The organism is Flavobacterium ginsenosidimutans (assembly GCF_037478105.1).
GTDB classification, from domain to species: domain Bacteria; phylum Bacteroidota; class Bacteroidia; order Flavobacteriales; family Flavobacteriaceae; genus Flavobacterium; species Flavobacterium ginsenosidimutans.
In genome coordinates this window covers 3,370,727-3,395,109 of the sequence record NZ_CP147988.1, presented here as the reverse complement: position 1 = coordinate 3,395,109, position 24,383 = coordinate 3,370,727, and the positions used below count along the sequence as shown (strand labels likewise).

Sequence of the window (24,383 nt, the reverse complement as noted above, 5' to 3'; positions counted from 1 at the left end):
TTTTCATATTATTTTTTAAAAAATCAGAAATTGTTTCTGTTTATATTTGTTAATCAAAAACTTACTAAAATTTAATTTTAATAAATCATGAAGCTACTTTACTCGTTTTGTCTGCTGTTTTTTATTGCAATTAATTCTGACGCGCAAAACCATCCTGCAACAGCAAATTATGACTTAAAAAAGAAGCGTTTATTAATACAGACTTGTTCTATTTATTTATACAATTCTAATCAAGGATCAATCGATGCTGACAGTTCTGTAGTTTTAACGTGCAAAGCCTACAAACTCCCTGTTTCTTTAGCTTATGACGAAGGTTTTAATGACGGTTCTTATTTAATTGGAAATGATTTAATTGGAAATGATTTAATTGGAAAAGGAAATATTGACGCTGCCAAAAAACTTTTTTTAAAATCAAAAAACGTAGACAAAATAAAACTGGCTTTACAATTGGGAAATCATTATTTGTTCCTGCCTTTTACAAAACCAGATGATTTAAAAAATGCTAATTTTTATATAACTGAAGCACTAAAAATCAGTAATCAGTTAAAAATCCAAAAATGGCAGCATCAGAGTTTAATGCTGCAAGGAAAGTTCTATTTTCAAGTTAATAATTATCCTGAAAGCAAAAAATGCTTTTTGCAAGTTGTAAACGAATGCCGAAAGCAAAATGATAAAGTGGTTCTAGCAGATGCATTGCTTAATCAGGCAACCTATCAATACGATTTAGATCCTGAAAAAGAAAAAATCTTAAAAGAAGCCGAAACTTTGTATAAAGCTTTAGGTTTTGAAGAAAAAGTAATTGAAACAAAAATAAAACTCTGTACGATTTATTTCTGGCACGGAAAAATTAATGATGCTAAGAAAATCCTGTATCAAAATATTGCTGCAATGCGAAAAATTGGCTTTAAGCAACAGCAATACGGAGAAACGACAATTGCCTATATAGAAAGTGTTCAATATAACATGAAAGCCGCTTTATATTATGCTCAAAAAAGCGTAGAAACAATGGAATCTACAAAAGATTACACTTTTGCAGACATTTTTTATATGCGTCTCGGGTTAGTGTATTTGCAGATGGGACATAACGATGAAGCCATAAAAATGTCTGAGAAAAGTATTAAGTACGGACAAAATGTTTATAGCAGTGGTAGCTGGTATAAAAGCTTCATCACAGCCACTGCATCACTCTCTATGAAAGGAAAAAACAAAGAGGCGATTGAATACATGAATTCTATTACGAACAATTATCCGCCTCCAAATGACATTGACAATATGCTGATGAATTTTGCCTACGCAAATTGCTATTGGCGAATTAAAAATTATGGCACTGCCGAAAAGTATTTTATAAAGTCTGGAGAAGCAGCAGATCGTTTAAATTCACCACAAACTTATAGAGATGTTTGCAATACTTATGCGTCTATTGCTTTGTTTTATGGAAATCGAAACAATCTTCAGAAAACAAAATTATATGTTGATAAAATTGAAGCTATTTCAAAGAAATACAGCAAGAACTACAATTCAGAAGCATTACAAATGTCTTTATACAAAATAGATTCGCTAAATGGTGATTTTAAAGCGGCTTTAGTGCATCATAAATTGTATAAAAAAATGAGTGATTCTCTTTTAGATTATTCGAAAAACAAACAAATTGAAGAACTTAAAATTCAGTATGAAACGGAAAATAAAGAACAAAAAATCAAGCAATTAGATAAAGAAACGAATCTGCAGGAAGCGGCATTAAAAAAATCCAAATTATTAAATACGCTTTCTATTTGGAGTTTGGTTTTATTGCTTCTTACTGTCGTTTTGCTGTACAACCGATATCGTCTGAAGCAAAAAAGCAACGCCGAATTAGCGCTTAAAGAAAAAGAAATCAATCTAAAAAACATTAATCTTAGACATTTGTTGGATGAAAAAGAATGGCTTTTAAAAGAAATTCATCATCGTGTAAAAAACAATCTTCAAACTGTAATTAGTCTGCTTAATTCGCAATCGGCCTATTTGGAAAATGATATGGCATTGTCAGCAATTAAAAACAGCCAGCATCGTATTCATTCCATGTCTTTGATTCACCAGAAATTGTATAATTCAGAGAATATTTCGACGATAAATATGCCCAATTATATCAGAGAATTGGTCGAATATCTTAGAGAATCTTTTTCGCTAGGACAGCGCGTTCGTTTTGAACTAAAAATTGATCCGCTGGAATTAGATGTTGCGCAGGCAGTTCCGTTGGGACTTATTTTAAATGAATCCATTACAAACTCAATTAAATACGCTTTTCCAGATAGTCAAACCGGAATGATTTATGTCACGCTCGAAGCTACTTCCGAAGACAAATACCTGCTTACAATTGCAGATAATGGAGTTGGTTTTGATGCGAATATGAGCTTTACAAAAATCAATTCTTTTGGTTTGAGTTTGATAAAAGGCTTAAGCGACGATTTGGACGCGGTTTTTTCTATGGAAAATAATAACGGAACGGTTCTTAAAATTGAGTTTTTAAAAGAATTCCCAATTAATGAAAAAAGAAGATAATTTGACTAATTAAACTTTAATTTCTCTTATAGCGAAATCTCACTAATCTAAATTTGTTTAACGAAATATAGCATTTTTTAATCTTATAAAAAGTGCTAAAACCTCCTATTTACAGGCATTTTATTGGCATGGCATATAAATTGGTTTTCTGGGGAAATTAACCCTTAAAACCATTTATTATGAAAAGATTAATATTGCTAATAATCATTCTATTTCTAAATTTTAGCAGTGCAAAAGCCTGCGATAAATGCAGTACTTACAATAACAGTGATTTTAAAATAAAATCGGCTACAATTACCCATAAAGCAGATTTAGGTCTTACTGTTTGGGATATTAAAGTAGAAGGAACTGCAGGAAAAACAATGCCTAAACCAGTTGGCCAGCTAAATGGCGCTCCAGTTTTAGCTTATGTTTTCCCGACTACATTAAAATCTTCAGATATTGGTTTCGGTCAAGCCGAAGGAATTGTAGCACTTGCTCTTACCTCCCATCCTGATTTTGAAGACACTCCGCTTTGGGATGAAAATCTGGACGGAAATTATCTAAATGATGGATTAGTCTGGCACGCACACTGGGTTTTATTAGTTGAAGACAAACGCATTGCTGGAGGACTTTCGGTTAAAGAATTTACAAAAGGAGATCCAAATGTGGTGCTGCCTCCAACAAACCCTGGAATGGCAATGTATATGGATAGTCCAGGCTTTAATATTGTAGCAAAAGGAAATTCCATAAAAGTAATTGTTCCCAATTTTAGAATCAACAACAAAACCAATTTCAAATTTGATGCGGTCAGCTGTTATATGGAAGTCAGCACAGGTGCTGGCGGTTCTCATGATTCCGAAGGTTCAAAACCAATGCTTGGAGTATACAAAGTCTACACTGTTGCCAGCGGAAACCTTTCATTACCTTATTCTGTAAAATAAAAAGTAAATCTAAAGTTTAAACATTATGAAAAAATCAAGCATCTTAAAAATGATATTTATTCCTTATATAATTCTAACAACTATGACAACAAAAAGCAATGCCCAAGTAGATTATGCGTCAGATCCGCATTTAACTCCTGCAGTTAAAGCATTTTTAAAACCTTTAAATTCTGGAGGAGCACCTTTAGAATCACTTCCTGTTGCCGATGCACGAAATGTATTGGTTGGCGCTCAAAATGCTTTCAAAGTTGATTTATCTGGAATCGAAGAATCTGAAAAAGAAATCACTGCAGACGGTTACAAAATCAAATTAAATATTGTTCGTCCTGCTGGGGCAAAAGGAAAATTGCCTGTTTTTATGTTCATTCACGGCGGCGGCTGGGTTTTGGGCGACTATCCAACTCACAAAAGAATGGTTAGAGATTTGAGTGTTCTAACAGGTTATGCTGGTGTTTTTGTCAATTATTCGCTTTCTCCAGAACATAAATATCCGCAACCTGTAAATGAGGTTTATGCCGTCGCAAAATGGATTGCAGCGCATGGAAATGACATCAATGTTGACGGAAGCAAATTAGGAATTGTTGGCAATAGCGCTGGCGGAAATCTTGCTACAGCGAGCGCGTTAATGGCAAAAGAAAAAGGAACTCCGCTGTATAAAGTACAAATTCTTTTCTGGCCAGTTGCAGATGCCAATTTTGAAACAGAATCTTATAAACTTTATGGAAAACAGCGTTTTTTAACTTCTTCTCTAATGCAATGGATGTGGGATCAGTATGTTGAGCCTTCTAAGAGAAAAGAAATTTATGCATCGCCATTGCAAGCGAGTCTTGATCAGTTGAAAGGTCTGCCTCCAACTTTAATTCAAGTAGCTGAAAATGACATTTTAAGAGACGAGGGCGAGGCTTACGGACGTAAATTAAGTGATGCTGGAGTTGTAGTTACAACAGTTCGTTACAACGACGTAATCCATGATTTTGGCTTATTAAATGGTCTTGCTGAGATTCCGCAAACTAAAGCTTTATTTCTTCAGGCTGCCACAGAGCTAAAAAAATATCTGAAATAAGAGTTTTTTAGATAAAAAAAACACATAACAATCTGTATTTAAATATTTTACATACATAAAATTTGTAAATTTAATTTCTTAAATAATCAAAGAGTTATGCTTGTGAAAGAAAACACTGGATTGCTGTTAATTGATGTTCAAGGAAAACTGGCTAGAATTGTGCACAACAATGAAAAGCTTACATCAAACCTAGAAAAACTTATTCGAGGCTGTCAAATACTTTCTATTCCGATAATTTGGGCAGAACAAAACCCAAAAGGACTTGGTTCTACGATACCTGAATTGGAAAAATTATTGCATCATCAAAAACCAATTGAAAAATATACTTTTAATGCTTTTGATAATGACGTTTTCAAACAGGCAATTATCGATTCTGGAAGAAAACAATGGTTGGTTTGCGGTATAGAAGCTCATATTTGCGTTTATCAAACGGCGATGGGATTATTATCAAACAATTTTGAAGTAGAAATTGTAGCAGATTGTGTTTCTTCTAGATCTCAAGAAAGTATTGAAATGGCTTTGAAAAAACTGGAAAGTAAAGGAGCATCATTAACCAATATTGAAATGTGTCTTTATGAGCTTGTTAAAGACTCTCGAAGAGAATTCTTCAAAGAAATTCTAACATTAATCAAATAAAAAAATCATGTCAAAATCAAAAACTATTGTACTTATTCATGGAAATTTTGTTAACGACAAAACTTGGACGGAATGGAAACAGTACTATGAACAAAAAGGATATACAGTTTACGCACCAGCAAATCCAGGGCATGAAGGAAATCCTACTGAATTAAGAGCAAAAGTTCATCCAGATCTCACTAAAACTGGATTTATAGATGTTGTTACTAATATTAGTAAATTGATAGATACTTTGCCTGAAAAGCCTTTAATAATAGGACATTCAATGGCTGGTATGGCAGTATTGAAACTAATAGAACTAGGAAAAGCAGTGGCTGGTGCCAATATTGATGGAGCACCACCAAAGAATGTTTTTCCGCCATTTCAAACTTTAAAAACAGTAATACCTGCTTTTGGTTTCTTTTCTTCTAAAAAATATTTTATGGGAAGCCGAGAATGGTACGATTATGCTTTTTTTAATACTATAACGGAAAATGAAAAAAAGAAAGCATTTGAGAAATTCGCAGTGCCTGAAAGTTATAAAGTGAGTCGCGAATTGGTTTTAAATTCGTATTCAAATATTAATTTCAAAAAACCACATGAACCTATTCTCTTTATTGGCGGCGGAAGTGATCATATCTTTCCGCCTAGTTTAACACAAACAATTGCAAGCAGATATAAAGAAAATGCTGGTCGTGTAGATCTCAAAATATTTGATGGAAAAAGCCATTTTATCTGTGGAGAACCTGGCTGGGAAAGTGTCGCCGATTATATTATAAATTGGTATGAAGCACTATAGAAATTGTATATTTTAGAACTTAAAGAATATATAAAAATGCTAAACCTAAAAGATTTAGCATTTTTTATTTTTCTTTCAAAATAATCGTTTCATGAAGAATATTGTTCTCTTTTTATTTCTTCAATTCCATTTCTATAGCTTGTAACAACAAAATCTGGAAAATGCTTTCTAAATTTTGAATCATCAAAAACGTTGGCGTGCTCATATCTTGGAAGAAGCTCTTGCAGTTCTTTTGCTTGTTTATTGAAAAGTGCTCCTATTGTAAATACAAACTTTGGCATAACCTTATATTTTAAATCTCTGCCATATATTTCAGAAGCCAACATTATGAATTCTTTATAATTAAGATGGCTTTCATCGACAGGCAAATGCCACGTTTGTCCAAAAGCATCTGGAGTATTCCCTATTAATGCTGTGGCACGACTTGCATCTGGTGTCCAGATCAGGCTTCGCTTTTTAGCATCGCTCAAAGGCACTTTTAATTTTTTATTTCCTTTTATTGCATTAAAAATTAAAGTATTGGTAATACTCTGTGTTTTAGCGGGACCATAAAATTCTGGTGCGCGACATATTACAGCTTCCAATTGTCCTGATTTTATTTCATTTAAAACCATTTCAGCCATTTCTTTCCTGATTTTTCCCTTTCTTCCCACGGGTTCAAAAGCGGTTTCCTCTGTAAGAACTCTGCTGTCTTGCGGATACATATACGTATTATCAAAAAATACAAGTTTGGTTTTGTTGATTTTACAGGCTTCAATAACATTTCTTGTTATCAGCAGAAATTGTTTTTCCCATAAATCAGAGTCCATAGGAAGTCCTAAAGTAAAATAGGCAATTTCACTTCCTTTCACCGCTTCTATTGCTTTTTCTTTATTGGTCAAATCTGCCGAAAAAACAGTATCTGTATCGTTTATTTTTTGTGCTTTACGGCTTACAATTCTTATATCTGAAGTATAATTTCTTTTCAGTTCTCTTGCCAATTCTTCTCCTATCTGTCCATTAGCCCCTAATATAGTCTGCATCTTATTTTTATTTTATTTGACATTCTGTCTAAATTATAGAAAATTTGCAATACATTCTAAAATTAAATTATAATGTTCTCTTAATAAAAAAAGCCGTACCAAGTTGGTACGGCTTCTATTAAAATTAGTGATTGTTAAGATTTTTTCTTATTTCACATCAAACCAAAGTTTTGTTGTCAATAAATCTTTTCCTTGATCTGCCACTGCAGCTTGGTAGCTTACTCCATTCAACGATTGTTCTGTACCTGGATAGAAGAAACGTGAAGGAATCTGTCCGTCCAAAACTGTCGCAGGACCAGCTGTTAATACTGGATAATCAAGTCTTCTCCATTCTGTAAAAGCATCTAAACCTTGCCCGAAGAAGGCAATCCATTTTTGTGTACCAATCGATTTAGCGTAATTTGATGAATCATATTTCACGCTTGTCTGATTCAGATAATCTGAAATAGCAGTTGCATTGGTAATTCCAAATTGATTGAACGATGCCGTAATTGCATTTTTATAATACTGTTCTGCATCTCCAGAAATATATCCGCGCGCTGCAGCTTCAGCAAGATTAAATAATGTTTCTGAATAAGAAGCAATTACAGCTGGTGATGCCGAAGTCAAGAAATAAGTTCCAGGTTTTGATGTTTTAGCAAAACCTTGGCTGTTAGCATCACTATTTGATAATCCGTTAGCACCTCCAACATATTTCCCTACACTTGCATCTGATGGCAATTGTGCAAAAACTGGCAAACGCGGATCTGACAATTCATATAATTTATCAACCATAGTTTTTGAAATACGGAAATCATCACGAGTTTCAAACCATGCCGAAGCTGGGTTTTGCTGAGGCGAACTAGTATAAGTAAACTTAAATGTTTCGCTTTCGCTGCTAATTACTCCAGCTGCATCGCTTGTTGCGTCAATTGCAGCTTGTTTAGCTAATGTAGGTTCTTTATCAGAAATTCTTAATGCGATTCTCAAACGAAGCGAATTCACAAATTTTTTCCATTTCGATATATCTCCTTTATAAACCAAATCTCCAGTAACAGAACCATTTGTTGCGTTAAGCAAAGATTGAGCTTGTTTCAAATCTTCAAGTAATCCTGTATAAACTTCTTTTTGAGTATTATATGCTGGCGTTACTTTTAAACCTGCTTCTTTGTACGGAATGCTTCCGTAAGCATCGGTTAACAATAAAAATGTCCAAGAACGTAAAGTCAATGCGATACCTTTATAATTTGAATTTGCCTGTGCATCTGGAAAGTTCAAAATTGTATTCAAATCGGTGATTAAAGTTGCATAGCCTGTATTCCACAATGTTGTGAAAGAGGTATTAGATACATCATATCGATCTGGTTCTGTATATTGGATTTTAGCCCAATGCTGAACAAACAATAATGATGAATTAAAGTTATTTACATCTCCCCAGTACAAATCTGCACCTTGTTTTAACGTTCCCGTCAATAAGTACGGTGCCAATGGAGTTTCAGTTGCATTTGGATTTTTATTAATATCGTCCAAAGTATCACTGCAAGAGCTCAGTGTCAATGCAAACAGTATTGTATATGATAGTTTTTTTAGCATGATTCCGAGTTTTTAAAATTTAACATTAAGATTAAGACTGAAATTTCTTGTTGTTGGCAATGCCAAACTTTCCAATCCTTGTGCATTTCCTGTATTAAAAGCGGTTTCAGGATCAATATTTGGAACCTCTTTGTAAATAAAGAATAGGTTACGTCCTGCAGCAGTAATACTTGCTCCTTCCAGACCTAGTTTTTTAACTAGTTTCTTATCAAAGTTGTAACTAAGTTTTATCTCTCTCATTTTCACAAAAGTTGAACTATAGATATAAGCTTCACTAATATTGTATGATGCTTTGTAATATTCCTGTGCACTAATCACTTTATTATTTGCAGTTCCATCTGCATAAACACCATTAAAGATCATTCCATCATCATAAACTGTTACACCGCTTGGAGCAGCTCCGCCTACTACCAAAGTTTTCGGATTAGCAGTATTATCTCCTGGGTAATAGTAGCTTAATCCTCCATGTTCTGCATCACGACCTGTCATAGTTTGAGCTAAAACCCCTGTATAATTTCCTGTTCTGTTTGTTCCTGAGAAAAGTTCCCCTCCTACACTAGCATCAACTAAGAATGATAATTCAAGATTTTTATAAGTCAAAGTATTTGTAATACCTGCCAAATAATCTGGAGTATAATGTCCTAAAACTCTTTTTGTTGGATCTGCTTTAGGAAGACCATTCGCTCCCACTACAATATTTCCACTTGCATCACGCTCATACGCAGTTCCATAAAGTGCTCCATAAGCTTGTCCTACAGATGCTAATACATCTACACCTCCAGAAGTACCAATTGTGTAATTTTTAATATCTCCCGCATAATCCAAAATTTCTACTTTACTCTTATTTTTTGAATAATTTAAAGCCACATTCCATTTGAAGTTCTCAGTTTGAATAGGATTTCCATCCAATTGAACCTCTATACCTTGGTTATTAATTTTACCTGCATTGATTAACTGTGAATTATAACCGCTTGATGCTGTAGTTTTTATCTCCAAAATCTGATCGAAACTATTTGTGTTATAATAAGCAACATCAAAATGAAGTCTGTTTTTCCAGAAAGAAGCTTCAAGACCTACTTCAGTAGAACGTGTTGTTTCTGGTTTCAAATTTTCATTAAGTTTTCTTTGTGAAGAAGTTTGAATTGGATTTCCGTCAAATGCCGTTTGGAAATTGTAAACCGTAGACAATTGATATGGATCTGCATCGTTACCTACTTCAGACCATCCACCGCGAACTTTTAAGAAATCTAAAGTACTACTCTTAATATTTAATGCGTCTGTTAAAACTACACTACCATTAATCGATGGATAAAAGTAAGAACGGTTACTGCTTGGTAATGTTGATGACCAGTCATTACGAGCCGTAACGTTTAAGAAAGCATAGTTTCTAAACCCTAGCTGAGCCGAAGCATAAGCGCTGTAAACTCTTAATCTAGACAATGAATTTGAAGACGTTAAAAGATCTCTCGAATTCGTTAATGTATATAAATCTGGTACAGCCAAACGTGGCGCTTTTTGATAATTGTTTGCGTCGCTATGGTTACGGATATTAAATCCGGCAAGTGCATCTAAACTAAAATCATCATTAAGCTTTTTTGTATATTGGAAAATACCTTCTGTATTTTGCTCATTTACAGTGTAAGCATCTTCGGCATAAGAACCATAAGGCGTTCCGTTTGTACCGTATTTAATGGTGTATTTTCTACGGTCGTTATAGTAATCAACTCCTGTACGGAATCTAAAATTAAGTCCGTCTGCAAGCTTCGCTTCTAAATGGACATCTCCAATAAAACGATTACGCTGTTGACTAGTTGTATTGTAATATGCATTCCAGTATGGATTACTGTAGTAGCTGTTGTTCCAATTTGTGTTCCAATCTTTATTAAGCTGATTCACATCTACCTGACGTCCGAACCAAAGAAACTGCAACATAACACCCGCAGCACGACCTCCTGATGGTCCTCCAGGTAAAGCTGGAGCATTGGTAACAATATAATTTCCTGTTACTCCTACTTTTACGTTTTCAGAGATTTTGTAATTAGCATTAACAGAGAAGTTTGTTTTGTTTATTTCACTGTTAGGCACTGTTCCAAGCTGTTTCTGATTATTAGCTCCTAAACGGAAATCTGATTTTTCATCAGCTTTAGCAACAGAAATACTATTATCGTAAGTAATACCATTATTAAAAAAGTCTCTTACATTATTAGGATGAGCTACAAAAGGAACAGCTTCTCCATTTGAATAAAATTGAGGAATAAGACGTCCGTCCAATTTAGGTCCCCAGCTTTCATCAACTCCATCATTAACTCCGCCTCCTTTACCATCTACGTAGCTGAATTTTCCGTTTGATCCTTGTCCAAATGAATTTTGAAAAGAAGGTAAAGTTGCTACTTGAGAAATCGTGATACCTGTATTGAAAGTTACTCCAAATCCTTTTTGATTTCTACCTGATTTTGTAGTAATCAAAACCACACCATGCGCAGCGCGAGATCCGTAAAGAGCTGCGGCGTTAGGACCTTTTAAAACTGTTAATGTTTCAATATCCTGCGGATTTAAATCGGCAATTGCGTTTCTAAAATCACGAGTTGCACCACCAAAATTTAATTGTGAATTATCCACTGGAACACCATCAACTACGAACAGTGGCTGGTTGTTTCCTGCAATAGACGTTTCCCCACGAATAATAATACGTGACGATCCCATGTCACCTTGTGAATTCGTAATACGTACACCAGCTACTTTACCAGAAAGGCTGTTTAAAAAGTTAGTTTCTTTTGTTTCAGCCAACTCTTTTCCTTTAACTGCCTGAGTCGTATATCCTAAAGATTTCTTTTCTTTTGAAATTCCAAGAGCAGTTACAACTACTTCAGATAATGCATTCTGTTCTTCAGTAAGCTCGATTACGATTGCATTTTTATTGACTACAACTTCTTCTTTTTTATATCCCAAATAACTAACAATAAGTGTATAAGGGAATTTTTGGCCTGTCTGGAAATAAAAATTTCCGTCAGTATCTGTTACAACTCCATGTGTTGTTCCTTTAATGTTTATAGAAGCTCCAATAATAGGCTCTTTTGTAACAGCATCGACTACTGTTCCTTCCAGTTTAGACTGGATTAACGGCTTAGTCTCTTGTGATTTAACTCCTATGGAAATCAACAAAATACATAGCCAAGCATATCTTTCTAATTTTTTTTTCATTACTTTGTTTTAGTTTAATAAATTAGGTAAGCCAAGAACCGGTTAGTACATTCTAGCTTCCCTTTTAGAGATAATAATTTCTTTAAGCTTCACCATTTCTGTTCCCGCAGAGATGGTTTTTCTTTTTTTTATCTGCAACACATTCGTTTTTTCATTTTCACTGATTTTAGATTACTACTATTTAAATTGGCCTATACAATATTTCAACCCTATACAGGATTGTATTTATTAAAATTTACAATGAATTAAAAAGAGAGGAATTTTAACCGTGGTAACTCGTAAGACTTAAACTGCCTTTGTGGTTCTCGCTTGTTCAAAAATGAAAATGGAATATGGTCTTTAATCTCTGGCTTTTAACTTATTCTTTTAAACTCTACTAATTTGATAGAACAAAAGTATATTAAAAATTTTAGTTCCCAAATTTTAATTGAATTTTTTGCAAAAAAAATGTTAAGCAAATTAATTCTATCCATTTAAAGCATTAAAAACAAGAAAGTTAGCTTTTGAAGTAATTTTAACTATTTTATAAGAATTATACTAAAACCGTAAAGTTTAGAAGCGATTTTAGCCTTTTTAAAAGAATTGTACAAAAGAATGCACAACGGAAAGAAGTGTATGAATTTTGTTTGAAATGATTTGAGAATAGTCTCGAAAGTTTATTTCAAAAAAAAAACTCCAAAGTCTAAGACTTTGGAGTTTGTAATTTTTATGTTTGAGATTCTTATAAATCGTTGAATTCGTGTAAAGATTTCAAAGTGTTTTCGTAGAATAAAATTGCAGCGATAAGATTTCCTTTATCTGAATAAGGCATCATTTTTCTTTGGAAATCTACTGTAGTATCTAAGAAAATTGTTGTACCCTCTGCTTGTCCATCTAAAAACTTTTTGTTTTCACTAGTATCAGGAATACCTAAATCTGCCATTGTAACACCAGGTTTAGTAACCAAAGCAATATAAGGAAGTGTTTTTACTAAAACCTTAATACGCTCAATGTACAATTCTAAAAGCTCTCCTTTTTGCATACCACTTAATTCTTTTTGATCATGGTATTTACGGATTAACGCTGTTGTACTAATAATACTTCTTGGTGCATTTTTTGCCTGTGCAGAAACAGCAGCAGTCGTCAAGAAGAAAAGGACACTTAATAAAAAAATCTTACTCTTCATTTGTTATATAGATTTGGTTCTTGAATAAAAACAAAAATATATAAATTAACTTAAATTGCAACTTTTATAGTTTGTTTTTCCTAAAAATATGATAATCTCTTAATCTGAATAAGTAAAATAGTACAGCGAATGCCCAATAAATAAGTGTTTTCAGGGCTTTGCAAGCTTTTATTTGATCTTTCCTTAAGATTTAATTATTCTAAAACGTCCAGGATATTTGATCCAAATGCTTTTTTTGTTTCCATAATAATCCATAAAATCTTCGCAAACAAAAACGGCATGAGCTTTTGACCATGCTACAACGCCACAATATTCACTTCCAGATTGTCTTTTTAATTTTTGAATTTGCTTGCCTAATTTGAATCCTAAGTATTTATAGATTGTTGGAGTATATACGGTGCCTTCTTCCAATTCTTCTAAAGCTTTCTCAAAAGTTGGTTCCTTATCGATAATCTGCATGTATTTTGCCATTACAGCATAAGTCAACACGGCATAATCTCTAATTCTTTCACTGTCGCAATTATCTTTAATATAAACAAAACCTGCTGATTTTCTGGCCTTAACAATTTCAGTGCTATCCAAATTAAAGGTTGCATCATTTTTTAGCTTAATCTTATAAGAATCATTGTTTAATTTCTCGCTTTCAAAAAGATTATCTAATCCGTATACATTTAAAGAAGCTTTAATGAAAGCAATTGATGAACAGTTTGTGCGTTCTCCTTGTTTAAAACTTTCAAATATTTTATCTGAACTCAGCTGTGAGTAAGAATTGGAATAGACAAACAATAAAAGTAAAAAAAATGAGGTAACCGATTTCATGCCTTGTATTATATATTATTACTCAATTATTATTTGAGAAACTGTATTAGATTTTTACAAATCTATAAAAATCCAATCATATTTTTTACTTCTTCGCTTTCATCTCATAAAAAAAGTGGTTTTTGACGAGAAAAAGCAAATAAAAAACGCCTCAAAAATTAACTTGAGACGTTTCGGTTTTATTTTTTTTCTTCATTATTTAATTGATCATCGAAATCGGGTTCTTTTCCTTTGAACTTTTTAGTGTCTGCATCGTAGTTTTCATCATTTGTTAAAACTTCGTCATGATCTTTATATTGATGTTTTCTAGTATCGCTTCGATGATCTCCCACATTCTGATTGGAATTAGGGTTGTTCTGAGTTTGATTCTTTGATTCCATAATTTTAAGTTTTTAAATGTTTTATAAAATTAGTCCAAATCCTTTCTGCAGACTTACATAATCATTTTCGAAAATTATAAAATAAAACTGCCCTTCTCTATCTCGCTAATTTACTGTATTTCGAAAATTCGTTAAATATCGCAACTTTCTGGTTTTCAATACTTGCCAAATAGCAATCAATATAGTACAAAAGCTTATTGGCATATTATTAGCATACAACAACTTAACTTAAAAATTAAAATCATGAGCTTATATCAACTTCAAAAAACCGCAATCGTCATTATTGATCCATTTAATGATTTTCTTTCTGAAGGAGGAAAATTATATCCTGTAACAAAAGAAACAGTTGAAGGAAATAAAGTGGTTGCTAACATCAAAAAGCTATTAACTGCTGCAAGAGAAAAGAAAATTCAAATTATTTATGCACCGCATCGCCATACACAAATAAGAGATTATATAAACTGGAAGTTTATGGCTCCGTCGCATTTAGGAAGTAAAAATATTACTCTTTTTGAAAAAGGTTCTTGGGGTGCAGAATTTCATCCTGATCTTATTATGCAAGAAGGCGATCTTATTGCACAAAATCATTGGACTGCGAGCGGATTTGCTAATACCGATTTAGATTTTCTTTTGCGCCAGCATGATATTGACCAAATAGTTCTTGCGGGTATGAGAGCCAATACTTGTATCGATTCTACAGCAAGATTTGGTGTCGAACTAGGTTATCATGTCACATTAATTAAAGATGGAATAGGCGCTTTTAATTGGGAAGAAATCAAAGCTACAGTCGAAACTAATTTTCCGAATTATGGGCATGTTCTTTCTTCTACAGACGAATTCATAAATAATATCAATTCTTAAATTATGGATTCTTTTACAGAAAGTACTGCAACAGATATAATTAATGCGCCTTTGGAAACTATTAATTTGACTGAATGGCTTTTTACATTAAAAGATCAGGAATACCAAGAATGTTCTTCTTCTCATATCGCTGCTGGAAATTCATTAACAGAAGATGGTCTAAGAATGTCTATAAATGTAGAGCAGATTGCTGGAAATATGCTAATCCAACATTATATAGAAGATATTTCCAAAAGAGAACATTGCGCTGTTAATTCAGTTTCTGATTCTCTATCTCCTCTTGGTCACACCACTTTGATTATTAAGTGGGAATTGAAAGTTAAGAAACTATCCGATTCTTCTTGCGAACTTTCCAATCATGTCGTGATTTCGCTTACAGAACATTTTATTCAACTGCTTGCAGCAGCTGGCGTTTCAGATTTAGAGACCATCCGTATTGGTATGAAAGATAATTTGGAAGCACATAATAAAGAAGAAACGCCTTTGTTTGCCAAAAACATTCAGAAAAAAGCTTTGTCTGGTATTTGGAACTAAGGCAAACGGAATCAGAAACAATTATAAAACTTTAATTTTAGTACAATGGAAAAAGAAAATACTTTGGTGAAGGCAGATCAATCTGAAACTAAATTTGCTTCAATTCAAGATTATAAAATAGCTTATAGATCAATTGGCAAAGGATTGCCAATTATTCTCTGTAACAGATTTCGTGGTAATCTAGACGATTGGGATCCTGCTTTTTTAGATGCATTAGCACAAAAATACCAAGTTATCATTTTTAACTACAAAGGATTAGCTACTTCTACTGGAACGCCACATGAAACTATTTTAGGTTTTGGAAAAGATGCCATTGACTTAGCCGATGCTTTAAAAATTGACAAATTTATATTGGGCGGATGGTCATTAGGCGGGTGGGCGGCACAAGTAGCTACAACAGAATTCTCAAACCGAATTACCCATACAATCTTAATTGGAACCAAACCTCCCGGAAAAGTAAATCATCCTCTAGAAGAAATTTTCATTAAAACAGCTTATATTCCAGAATATACCCTAGAACATGAAACCATATTATTTTTTGAACCTGCGTCTGAAGCGAGCCGAAATGCAGCCGCAGAAAGCCACAAGAGAATAAATAAAAGAGAAAATAAAGACCAAAAAGTAAAACCTGAACTTTGGGAATATTACGGCAAATCGCACGATGATTATTGGAATGATCCATATAATGCAAGAGAAAAATTAATGCAGATAAATATTCCAATATTAATTATTTCTGCTAATCATGAAGTTTGTTTTCCTCCAGAAAACTGGTTCGAACTTAACCAAAAACTCCCTACAGCAACTCTCATCACGATTGCTCAAACAGGACATGGTCCGCATCATCAATATCCTGAAATGGTTACTCGTTATATTGACAATTTCATAGAATCGAATTAAAAATCAAATAAATAAAACATAAATTATTGACTTTCAAAAACTTATAATTTTATCACAAAATATGCTTTAGCTTTGAAAATCAGTAGTTTAAATGCTATAGTTGACGTAACTTTGCAACCTCTATTCTATAAAGAAAGTTATACAGCAAAATATGTGGACTATATGCCATGAATGCCAGGGACAGGGCAAAATAAATCGCGGACTCAGTAAAAAAGCGCAACGTCGCTATAAGACGGAATTGGCTTTATATGAGAATAAACAAAGCAATACAGCTCCGATACGTCCTAAGGCGCATCTGCATTTGTGCACAAATTGTTCTGGGTCTGGATTAATGCAATCTGAAAAATTTCTTGAACCCGATCTCACTAAACCGCATGTTGCCATTATTGGTGCCGGCATTGGTGGTGTCGCTTTAGCTGTTGCTTGTTTACACCGCGGAATTCCATTTACGATTTATGAACGCGATAACCATTTCGAAGCCAGATCTCAAGGCTACGGACTTACTTTACAGCAAGCAAGCAAAGCCATGAAAGGATTAGGAATTACATCTTTAGACGGCGTAATTTCAACAAAACATATAGTTCATAACACCGAAGGAAAAATATTGGGTGAATGGGGAACTAGAAAATGGTTGGAGTCTGAAAATAAAACACTAGCAAAACGTACCAACATACATATTGCGCGGCAATCTCTTCGCTTAGCTCTTCTTGAACAACTTGGCGGAAATAATACAATACAATGGGGACATCAGCTTATAAATCTTGAAGAAACTGAAGAAGGTGCAGAATTAACTTTTCAGGTAAATGGAGAAACAAAAACTTCAAAAGCCGATCTTGTTGTAGGTGCTGATGGCATTCGAAGTGCTGTTCGAAAGCTAATAATTGGTGAAGACCAAACGCCTTTGCGTTATTTAGATTGTATTGTTATATTAGGAATTTGTCCTTTAAGTGCTTTAGAAGGTCATGATAGTTCGCTTTTAGATTCTGCAACAGTTTTTCAAACTGCTAATGGAAACGAACGAATTTACATAATGCCTTATACTTCAGATTCTGTAATGTGGCAGTTAAGCTTTCCAATGTCTGAAGAAGAAGCTAAAGAATTAAGTTCAAAAGGACCAAAAGCTCTAAAAGAAGAAGCTTGCCGAAGAACACAATGGCACAATCCAATTCCGCAGATTTTAAGTGCTACAGACGAAAACTTAATTTCTGGATATCCAGTTTACGACCGTGAATTATTAAGTTTGAACTTACTGGCAAAAAATAAAAACATTACTTTGATTGGAGATGCGGCACACCCGATGAGTCCTTTTAAAGGTCAAGGTGCCAATCAAGCATTGCTCGATGCTTTAAAATTGGCTAGAAAAATTTCTAAAGGCTGTAATACTCGATCAAAATGGAGACAAATTGGATTGAGAGAAAGCGTTTTAAATGAATTTGAAGAAGAAATGATAGAACGCAGTGCTGTAAAAGTAAAAGGCTCTGCAGATGCTGTTCAGTTTCTGCATTCCGAAATCATACTTCAAGAAGGTGATGAACCTCGAGGAAGATGTTTGAATAAAAAACAGACAATTCAGAAGTAAAATGCTAAACCTATTTTTATTTAGCATTTTTTTTTATAAAACTCAATTTCAACAACATAAGTGTGAATTAAATAACATTTGGATCTTAAAATATAACAAAGTAAGGCTGCTCTTTTTTTAGATTTGTAGCCTCAAATCATTAAAATGATCACGCCATGAAAAATATAGATATAAATTTCAGCGAATTCCATGAAACTTTTACAAACCGAACTATGGCTTGTAACGAAGATAATGATGAATTAATTTTTCGTAAAACTTATGTCGGAGATTGGGGAGATTGGGACGAAAAACCAGAGGATATTGCAAAAGATCAGCATCTTTTTCTGGATCAAAATATAAGTTTTACAACTGCAGTTTAAGCTTCACTGCAATTTTAAGCACTACAATTCTACAATTATGCTAGAACACTAATTGTATTGCTTAAATTTTCTTTGTTTATAAAATCCAGAATAAATTCTTTTACTTCATTACGTGCTTCATTTCTAGTTGCAAACGAGTTGATGTAAAATTCATCATCCTTGTCACTAATATGGATAATTTCTGTATAGCCTTTTGTAATTAAACTCCCTTTCAGTTTAATAATATTTACTTCTTGCTTTCCGTCTAGTTCTTTGCGAACCTGTAGTTTTATAGCTCTTTCCATATTCAAATATTTTTTAAATAGTTAACTATCATATAATTATAAATTTAAAACATTTAATCTATCGAAATCAGATTTTAACACTACTCACAACGCATTATTTATCAACACTTTATAAACATTTTTACCTTTAGAAAAAGAATCGGAAAAGCTAGAAAAATCAAGCCTTTCCAAATTAATTTCCTATAAATTGCTGATCGCTCAAGGTTTTCATAAATGCAATCAGGTTCTCTTTTTCCTGCTCTGTAAGCGGAATTCTGTTACCATTATTCTTAAAAATAGGATCCAAATTCTCTGCTTTCAGGACGCCACTATCAAAATAATCCAAAACAGATTTTAGCGTCGCAAACTGACCAAAACTTCCATACGGAGCTGTATATTCAATATTTCTTAAAGTCGGAACTCGGAAACTCATAAAATCAGCAGCAATTCCAGTAACTCTTCCTCTACCCGCTTCATTGGTATTTGTATTTAAAGGAAAACCGATATTTCTAAAACTTTGATCCGTAAACAATTCTGTGCCATGACAACTTGCGCATTTTTGCTGAAACGTTGCATAACCGGCCGCTTCACTTTCTGTAAAAGATGGTCCTTCTTTACGTTTTACTTTATCATATTTGCTATTGGCCGAAATTAAGGTATATTCAAATTGTGCAATACTTTTATAAATTCTGTCTGGCGTAATTTCCTCATCTCCAAATGTCTTTTTAAACAAATCTTTATAAGACGCATCATCTTTGATTTTTTCAATAACTTCCAAAATTGAAGAATCCATTTCTTCGTGCGTAATAATAGGAACTAAAGGTTGCGTTTCTAACTGCAGTTTGCTTCCATCCCAATTAAAAAACTTTAAAAACATTAAATTTTGAAGTGATGGCGCATTTCGAAGACCAACTCTTCCTTCAATTCCAATAGCTTGCGGGTTATGATCTGCGAATGCATTCGCCTGAATATGACAGCTTGAACAAGAAATAGTATTGTCTGCACTAAATCTTTTTTCAGTAAAAAGCTTTTCACCCAGCTCAACACCATATTTAGTAGGTTTATTTAAACTCACATACGTATTCAGTTCCGGAAAATCGGCAGGAATATTTAAAGAAAGTTCAGGATTATCGTAAGAAATCATTTCAGAATCGTTATTACATGAAATGAATAACAATGCAATGAATATGAAACCAGCTATTTTTTTCATTCTAAATGAATTTTAAAATAGAGCCGTCTTTTTAAATTCAGACGGCTCTTAAATATATTTTTAGTTTTCTACACTCGTCACAGAAAACATTCCTGTAATATCGCTAGATCCGTTTCCGCCTAGATTATCAACAAATTTTACCATTTGCGCCGCAGTATGAACATTTGGAGTAGCATTATCGCTCATTCCAGTTCCAGTTGATAGCGTAATGGTGTTAGTTGCTCCGCTCAAAAGTTTATCAAAATCTGCTTTAATTTTGATTTTTGGAGCTTTACTTCCAACAACTGCATTTGTAGTAAGATTTAAAGTGATATCTCTATAAGCATTTACACCTTGAGTATAAGCGCCTTCAGTTCCTTCAACAGTGCTTCCTGTATGAATAGACATTGCTTTATTATCAGTATCATAGAAACCTTCTACTTTTGTAAAACGGTATCCTGTTCCCCATTCCCACATCATAGCCGTATCATTAGCGCCTGCTGCTGCATAAAACTTAGGAAATCTTACTTGATCTAAAGTGTTTTGTTCTGTTTTGATACCTAAACCAAATTTAATCTGCTTGTAAGTTGCAGATGGCACATTGCTCAAAACATAACTTAAAGATTCTGCTTTTGCCTGATCAATTACAGTTGCACCTTTATCTAAGTCATTTACATTATAAGGCACTTCAGTTCCATCATCTTTAATAAGACGGATATTACTGATTACATATTTTACTTCAGAAAAATGATGAACTTGTCCAGCTGCTGAAGTATTTGTAGTAGCAGAAGCTGAAGTCGCATCTCCTAAAACAATTGTAGTGTTCTTAAATGTATTATTGAATTCTAACGTTACATTGTTTGCTGCTGGATTATCATCACTGTCTGAACATGATACAAATGCCAAAGCAACTGCTGATAATAAAAGGTATTTTTTTATAGTTTCCATTATATGATTTTAATTTTTGTATTGTATTCTATTTTAATTAATTGACAAGGAATAATTATAAAATAGGCGGCGGTACAAAAATTTCAAGACATGGTTCTAATAAACCTGATTCTTTATAAATTGAGGCTCTATTAGAGTTAATCTCTTTCGAAATAAAAACAGCAAATTCGATATTTGAAATTAAAGCCATATCAATCTTTTTACCAATACTTCTTAATTCCAAATCAGAGTTTTTTTCATTCTCCTGCAATTCTTTCTTTAAATGACATTTACCATGGCATTGCAGTTCTGGCTTGGCTTTATTTTCACAAAATTCTTTTTCTATGGCATTCTGATTCAGTTTAAAGTGCACAACGATAAGCGCCTGCTGGAAAGAAACCAGCAAGAACAAAATAGTCATCGCGATACTAAAAACTTTTTTCATTTTTTTTCTTTACCTAATTGGCATAATTATTTTTAACACATAGAAACATAGCTTTTAGGAATTTATAAAAGGCGTTTCACTTCTAATAATAATCATAGAACTATGTGTTAGAAACTAGTTTCTTTCTTTTTTCTTTTCAACATCAAGAAAACTATGTTTCTACGTGTTTAAATTTAATTTTTATGAATTTTAGATTAGAAATTCAATTTTAAAGACGTGAAAATATTACGTCCCATTCTTGGAATATTTCCCCAGTCTGCATAAGTGCTGTAATATTCATTTAATAAATTCTCTGCTCCAACTTGAATTGTACTTCTTACTTTATTGATTTTAAAAGAATAATCAGCAGAAATATTCCAAATGGTATAAGCTCCTGTTAGATCTTCACCATATTCTGGACTATAATTAATCTGTTCAAAATCACCATTTACAGAAGTCTGGATTCCAAAATTCTTATACATATAATGAAGTGAAGTCAAATAACTCAACGGACGAATAAAAGGCAGGTTTCCTCCTTTATCATCCATTCCACGTGCATAAGTTAGCGTTCCTTTCCAATGCAAATGTTCTAAAATATCGTAACTCACATTCGCCGACATATTTAAAAGCGTAGCATAATCTAATGAAGTATAACCTTTTACACCAACCGATTGATAATTCATCGGACTTCCCATACTTAAGATTCTACCAATAATATAATTCTGAATGTAGAAATAGTTTATTTTTCCTTGAATGCTAAATTTTTCGTTTTTAAAACCTGCACTTGCATTTCCTTCATACGAAATTTCATTTTTAAGATTTGGATCTCCAATGTAATCGTAACGATCAAAACTATTATAAATGTAATAACCGTAACCCTCAGAAACAGAAGGCGCTCTATGGCCATAACCAGTTCCAACAGAAAAATTAAAATGATCAATATTTAAGTTATAGCCAGCATTGATACTTGGTAAAAATCTCGTTTTTTCCTGAGGCGCGCCAGGATGAAAAATCCAGTTGAATTCTACATATTTAGAATAATTATAATTCACTCCCAAAGAACCTCCCAAATTCAACTGACTTTTATCTGAAAGATCCCAAGAATTATTCATAGAAAGTCCAGCAAAACGAGTCGTAACCCAAGGCCAGCTGTACGCAAACATGGTTCTTTCGCTACGATCTTGCGGATACATACGCATTTCTGCGATAGACAAATTATCGTAAGCATTTAATTGAATTTCAGATGAATAATTATTTCTTTTCAGATTCGCTTTGGAAACCAATCCGTAAGTTGTACTCCAGCCCGGCATATCCATGTGAACTAAATTTTCTGGACGAGTCGTGTCGTCCATATAATGTTCAATTGCATTGAAATAAATTTTAGTATCGACAACTCTAACCAAACCTTCTTCAAACAATTGTTTATAGGAAGCCGAAGTAATTAGCGCTCTCGAAAGCCACAAATCCATAGGTAATGCAGGGAAACCAACATCTTTTGCCATATCAAAAATAGCATCTAATCTAACTGATGATAAATCACTGGTTTTATAAGCTAAACCAAGCGAAGTATTGAATTTATTGTATTGCGAATGCTTTACTTCATCGTTATTTCCGTCATGATAATTATCTGCTGTTCGATACGAAATGCTTCCATCGGCAACAAATTTAGTTCCCGAATAAGAAATATTTCCTAAGTTGAAAAACTGTTTATTATTGAATTCAAAACCTGTTTGATATGCGCCATTCCATTTTTTCTGAAGACCAAACGGCGTGCTTTTTCTTCGCAAATCAATACTTCCCGCAACGGTCGCGCCATGAAGACTTCCTTCTTGCCCCGATTTAATATCAATTGCTGCTAGATTATTACTTTCAACATAAGACGTAATTGGATCCATTTTATCTGTACAAGCGCCAAAAACGTGCATTCCGTCAATTGTAACCGTCGAACGTTCTGTACTCATATTATTTAATAAAGGTTCCCAAGCATAAGCGCCACGTTTTATAAAACTAATATTATCAGAAGATGATAGAAATTCATCAACAGAAACAGCCATTTTCATTTCTGTTTCAATTTTCTTTTTGGTTGCGTTTTTTACTGTAACTTCTTCTAAGTTTTTGATGCTGTCGTGATGTGCATGCGGATTTTGAGCCATTACAGACATTCCCAAAAAAAGCAGCATTATAATATATTTCATGCTATTAGAATAAAGTATCAATATAAAGTTCACTTTTAACGCCTTCAACTCCAGGCGTAAAATCCGTTGGAACAACTGTTCCTTTTAAGATTAACCCATTTTGATTCATCATAATTAAATTCAATGTCCAGTTTCCTGTCATTGTATAATTGACAACACCATGATACAAACCATCATCTTGCTGCGTTAAATCTTTATTATTTGGCGAAGAATGATTTCCCATTGATGCCTCTGGCATTCTAGGATCTAACTTTAAAGTATATCCAGCAACTTCTGAATAAGAAAATTGAGAAGGATCTGGAAAAGCGCCAGCAGGAGTTGTTGGTTTATTGTATTTATAAACTCCCGCAACTAATGGATTTTCAGAAACCGTTGGCTTTTGAGGTGAAATCAAGGCAATAATATACTGTTCATCATCTTTTCCTGTAAAAGCAGTCATATTCAGATTTTTGTTGCTTTGTTTTTCAACAGAAATATCTTTATTTATTTCGTATGCCTGATTATCAACTGTAAAACTGATGTACAACTTCCAGCTCGCAGTAGTTGTGCTTTCGCCAGTAAAAACCGAATATCCGCTATAATATTTATTGGCAGAATCGTACGCAACATTATACTCATGCGGACATGAACTTTTACTTCCGTCAGCATTACTCATTATAGGTAAAAAAGTTACGGCAGAAGTACTTATTTCCTGATTGTTTTGTGTATTTACAATTTTTAGATGAAGCTCATTATATCCTTTATAAAATGTTCCGTTTAAGGCATCTATACTTATTTTATAATTACCGCTAGTAAACGAAACTGCTTCTTTAAATTCATAATTATCAGGAACTTCAGAACCAATTTCAGCGTTGTAATCTGTTTTATCAATTGTGCAGGAAGTAACCACAAACAATGCGATTATCCCATAAATAAGAGATTTCATTTTGATGAATGTTATAAGAAAAATTTAAAATTTAGTGTTTAGCTATAATTTTTTGAATAACAAAAAAGCTAAAGTACTGTGAAATAGCCAAGAAAATGGCAACGTAAATAAAGGTGCAATATAGAAGCCTCTT

At 33.3% G+C, this 24,383-nt stretch carries 22 protein-coding genes; 10 read left to right on the top strand and 12 right to left on the bottom strand.

Annotation, left to right across the window (positions count from 1 at the left end; translation table 11 throughout):
- Positions 1-87 precede the first annotated feature (87 nt).
- The 5 genes from V6624_RS14865 (at position 88) to V6624_RS14845 (ending at position 5,938) form a co-directional block, all read left to right on the top strand.
- The gene (locus V6624_RS14865) at positions 88-2,538 is read left to right on the top strand and encodes a sensor histidine kinase (RefSeq protein ID WP_338839117.1); all 2,451 of its coding nucleotides are present in this window, start codon (positions 88-90) and stop codon (positions 2,536-2,538) included.
- 179 nt (positions 2,539-2,717) lie between these two features.
- On the top strand, positions 2,718-3,461 hold the full coding sequence (locus V6624_RS14860; protein ID WP_111290693.1) for a hypothetical protein: 744 nt from the start codon (positions 2,718-2,720) through the stop codon (positions 3,459-3,461).
- Between the two features lie 25 nt (positions 3,462-3,486).
- A complete protein-coding gene (locus V6624_RS14855) occupies positions 3,487-4,524 on the top strand; it encodes an alpha/beta hydrolase (protein WP_338839115.1) in 1,038 nt (345 codons plus the stop codon).
- A 96-nt stretch (positions 4,525-4,620) separates the two neighbouring features.
- Positions 4,621-5,160 (top strand): hydrolase, encoded by a 540-nt coding sequence (locus V6624_RS14850; RefSeq protein WP_111290691.1) that lies wholly within the window; start codon positions 4,621-4,623, stop codon positions 5,158-5,160.
- A gap of 7 nt (positions 5,161-5,167) precedes the next feature.
- On the top strand, positions 5,168-5,938 hold the full coding sequence (locus V6624_RS14845; RefSeq protein ID WP_111290689.1) for an alpha/beta hydrolase: 771 nt from the start codon (positions 5,168-5,170) through the stop codon (positions 5,936-5,938).
- Between the two features lie 89 nt (positions 5,939-6,027).
- Here V6624_RS14845 and V6624_RS14840 read toward each other — a convergent pair whose 3' ends face one another.
- From V6624_RS14840 to V6624_RS14815, 6 genes are all read right to left on the bottom strand, one after another.
- Positions 6,028-6,960, bottom strand: a complete 933-nt coding sequence (locus tag V6624_RS14840) for an NAD-dependent epimerase/dehydratase family protein (protein ID WP_111290687.1) — start codon at positions 6,958-6,960, stop codon at positions 6,028-6,030.
- 147 nt (positions 6,961-7,107) lie between these two features.
- A complete protein-coding gene (locus V6624_RS14835; RefSeq protein WP_338839113.1) occupies positions 7,108-8,532 on the bottom strand; it encodes a SusD/RagB family nutrient-binding outer membrane lipoprotein in 1,425 nt (474 codons plus the stop codon).
- Positions 8,533-8,544: 12 nt separating this feature from the next.
- Positions 8,545-11,733, bottom strand: coding sequence for a SusC/RagA family TonB-linked outer membrane protein (locus tag V6624_RS14830; RefSeq protein WP_338839112.1), 3,189 nt, complete (start codon positions 11,731-11,733; stop codon positions 8,545-8,547).
- 721 nt (positions 11,734-12,454) lie between these two features.
- The gene (locus V6624_RS14825; protein ID WP_111290680.1) at positions 12,455-12,898 is read right to left on the bottom strand and encodes a hypothetical protein; all 444 of its coding nucleotides are present in this window, start codon (positions 12,896-12,898) and stop codon (positions 12,455-12,457) included.
- 183 nt (positions 12,899-13,081) lie between these two features.
- Positions 13,082-13,717 (bottom strand): hypothetical protein, encoded by a 636-nt coding sequence (locus tag V6624_RS14820; protein ID WP_111290678.1) that lies wholly within the window; start codon positions 13,715-13,717, stop codon positions 13,082-13,084.
- 179 nt (positions 13,718-13,896) lie between these two features.
- Entirely contained in the window at positions 13,897-14,097 is a 201-nt protein-coding gene (locus tag V6624_RS14815) for a hypothetical protein (protein WP_338839110.1), read from the bottom strand.
- Positions 14,098-14,340: 243 nt separating this feature from the next.
- Here V6624_RS14815 and V6624_RS14810 point away from each other — a divergent pair, with 243 nt between their 5' ends.
- From V6624_RS14810 to V6624_RS14790, 5 genes are all read left to right on the top strand, one after another.
- Complete coding sequence (locus tag V6624_RS14810; protein WP_111290674.1) at positions 14,341-14,958, top strand: cysteine hydrolase family protein; 618 nt, start codon at positions 14,341-14,343, stop codon at positions 14,956-14,958.
- A gap of 3 nt (positions 14,959-14,961) precedes the next feature.
- Positions 14,962-15,492, top strand: coding sequence for a hypothetical protein (locus V6624_RS14805; protein WP_338839109.1), 531 nt, complete (start codon positions 14,962-14,964; stop codon positions 15,490-15,492).
- A gap of 45 nt (positions 15,493-15,537) precedes the next feature.
- Positions 15,538-16,389, top strand: a complete 852-nt coding sequence (locus tag V6624_RS14800) for an alpha/beta hydrolase (protein WP_338839108.1) — start codon at positions 15,538-15,540, stop codon at positions 16,387-16,389.
- Between the two features lie 151 nt (positions 16,390-16,540).
- Positions 16,541-17,968 carry an NAD(P)/FAD-dependent oxidoreductase gene (locus tag V6624_RS14795; protein ID WP_338839106.1) on the top strand — a complete coding sequence of 476 codons (1,428 nt, stop codon included), beginning with the start codon at positions 16,541-16,543 and terminating at the stop codon, positions 17,966-17,968.
- 155 nt (positions 17,969-18,123) lie between these two features.
- Positions 18,124-18,327, top strand: a complete 204-nt coding sequence (locus tag V6624_RS14790; RefSeq protein ID WP_111290666.1) for a hypothetical protein — start codon at positions 18,124-18,126, stop codon at positions 18,325-18,327.
- A gap of 35 nt (positions 18,328-18,362) precedes the next feature.
- Here V6624_RS14790 and V6624_RS14785 read toward each other — a convergent pair whose 3' ends face one another.
- The 6 genes from V6624_RS14785 to V6624_RS14760 all read right to left on the bottom strand — a co-directional run bounded on the left by V6624_RS14785 (position 18,363) and on the right by V6624_RS14760 (position 24,250).
- A complete protein-coding gene (locus V6624_RS14785) occupies positions 18,363-18,611 on the bottom strand; it encodes a hypothetical protein (RefSeq protein WP_338839105.1) in 249 nt (82 codons plus the stop codon).
- A gap of 172 nt (positions 18,612-18,783) precedes the next feature.
- Positions 18,784-19,800: a cytochrome-c peroxidase gene (locus V6624_RS14780; protein WP_111290662.1), complete on the bottom strand. Its 1,017-nt coding sequence runs from the start codon at positions 19,798-19,800 to the stop codon at positions 18,784-18,786.
- Positions 19,801-19,860: 60 nt separating this feature from the next.
- Entirely contained in the window at positions 19,861-20,727 is an 867-nt protein-coding gene (locus tag V6624_RS14775) for an MbnP family protein (protein WP_338839103.1), read from the bottom strand.
- A gap of 55 nt (positions 20,728-20,782) precedes the next feature.
- On the bottom strand, positions 20,783-21,151 hold the full coding sequence (locus V6624_RS14770; RefSeq protein ID WP_338839102.1) for a hypothetical protein: 369 nt from the start codon (positions 21,149-21,151) through the stop codon (positions 20,783-20,785).
- Positions 21,152-21,345: 194 nt separating this feature from the next.
- Positions 21,346-23,325 carry a TonB-dependent receptor gene (locus tag V6624_RS14765; protein ID WP_338839100.1) on the bottom strand — a complete coding sequence of 660 codons (1,980 nt, stop codon included), beginning with the start codon at positions 23,323-23,325 and terminating at the stop codon, positions 21,346-21,348.
- 4 nt (positions 23,326-23,329) lie between these two features.
- Positions 23,330-24,250, bottom strand: coding sequence for a hypothetical protein (locus V6624_RS14760; RefSeq protein ID WP_338839099.1), 921 nt, complete (start codon positions 24,248-24,250; stop codon positions 23,330-23,332).
- Between the last annotated feature and the right edge of the window lie 133 nt (positions 24,251-24,383).